This is a genomic window from Streptomyces sp. NPDC054841, assembly GCF_053611045.1.
Genome location: NZ_JBSGZO010000872.1, coordinates 1 through 1,603 on the forward strand (window position 1 = coordinate 1; position 1,603 = coordinate 1,603).

General features: G+C 74.5%; 2 protein-coding genes. One reads left to right on the forward strand and one right to left on the reverse strand.

Features of this window, described 5'->3' with window-relative positions:
• Positions 1–21: 21 nt before the first annotated feature.
• Entirely contained in the window at positions 22–1,221 is a 1,200-nt protein-coding gene (locus tag ACWGI8_RS44080) for a bifunctional adenosylcobinamide kinase/adenosylcobinamide-phosphate guanylyltransferase (protein ID WP_453669229.1), read from the reverse strand.
• A gap of 116 nt (positions 1,222–1,337) precedes the next feature.
• Between ACWGI8_RS44080 and ACWGI8_RS44085 the strand changes: the two genes are divergently transcribed.
• Positions 1,338–1,544 (forward strand): hypothetical protein, encoded by a 207-nt coding sequence (locus ACWGI8_RS44085; RefSeq protein WP_453669231.1) that lies wholly within the window; start codon positions 1,338–1,340, stop codon positions 1,542–1,544.
• Positions 1,545–1,603 lie beyond the last annotated feature (59 nt).

Here is a 1,603-nt window from a genome sequence, read left to right on the forward strand (position 1 = left end):
GGGGTGCACAGCACCCCCACATCACCTCAGAGGAAGCGCCTGGCCCGCCACCACCAGCAGTACGTGCTCGCACTCCGCCGCGAACGCCGCGTTCAGGCGCCCCAGTTCGTCACGGAAGCGGCGGCCGGACGGGGTCGCCGGGACGACGCCCGCGCCGACCTCGTTCGTGACGGCGACGACCGTGCGCTGCGTGGCGCGCAGGGCCGTGACGAGAGCGGACGTGCGGGCGTGCAGGGCGTCGCGGCCACCGGACGCCCATCGCTCGTCGTCCCACGCGCCGACCTGGTCCATCGCGTCGGTCAGCCACAGCGCCAGGCAGTCGACGAGCAGCGGCGGGCCGTTCTCGGCGAGCAGCGGAACGAGGTCGCACGTCTCGACCGTGCGCCACGTGCCCGGCCGGCGTTCGCGGTGGTCCTCGACCCGGGCCGCCCACTCCGGGTCGTCCCCGCGCGTGCCGCTCGTCGCCACGTACAGCACCTCCGGGAACGTCTCCAGCCGCCGCTCCGCCTCCAGAGACTTCCCCGACCGCGCCCCGCCGGTCACCAGCGTGCGTCGCGGTACGTCCGGCACCGCGTGGTATTCGCCGACGTACAGCGTCGTGCCGTCCGGCACGGCCCGCGCCCCGGCCGCCGCCAGCCGCCGGTCCAGCTCGGCGCCCGGCGGCACATCGTGGTCGATGTGGACGGCGACGACATCCGTCGTGGCGCCGACCGCCCCCGCCGCCCGCAGCTTCGCCAGCCCGTCGGGCCGCCCGACGACATCGGCGACCACCATGTCGTACGACAGCGGATCGCCTTCGATCGTCCCCGCCACCGCCCCGCCCGGCGGCAGGTACAGCAGCCGCTTGCCCTCCGGCGACGTCACCTCGTACCCCGTACCCGGCGAGTCCATCGCCACCGCACGCACCCGGTGCCCGCTGATCAGTGTCAGCTCCTGCCCGTCCGGCACCCGCCCGGCCGTCGGCAGTCCTGCGGGCAGTTCCAGCGCCGGCCCGGCGTGCGGGTGCGTCAGCAGCACCTGCCGTACGCCGACGAGCGAGTGCCCGGCACGGGCGGCGGCCAGCGCGGCCCCGGGCGTCAGGTCGAGCAACAGCGCACTGTCGACGAGCAGGGCGGTCGCGGCGCGCGTCCGAGCGCCGCGGGAGGCGGCGCAGACGGCGCAGGGACAGTCGGGGCGGGGGAGGCCGGTGGGGGCCCCGGTACCGAGGAGAGTCAGTTCCACGGTCACGATCCTCCCGCGTCGCCGCCGGCGGTGCGCGCCCGGCTACGCTGCGGGCAGCAAAGCGATCAGCCAACCGATCAGCTAAACGATCAGCCGGCAGGACCTGGGAGGCGCACATGGCGTGGACGTGGCGGTTCGAGAAGTCCGACGGGACGGAAGTCCAGCCGTCCGTACAGCCGGAGGAATTCAGCACGCAGGGAGACGCGGAGTCCTGGATCGGCGAGGTCTGGCGGGACCTCGTGGAGGGCGGCGCGGACCAGGTGTTCCTGTTCGAGGACGGGAGCAAGATCTACGGGCCGATGAGCCTGCACGCCGAGGGCTGAGCCTCTGCGCGCTCTGCGCGAGGACTGCGCCCGCGGACCGGCTCGGCTCAGCGCAGCCG

Excerpts from the sequence above, each read along its gene's own strand:
- ACWGI8_RS44085 (WP_453669231.1), top strand. The coding sequence starts at position 1,338 with ATGGCGTGGACGTGGCGGTTCGAGAAGTCCGACGGGACGGAAGTCCAG.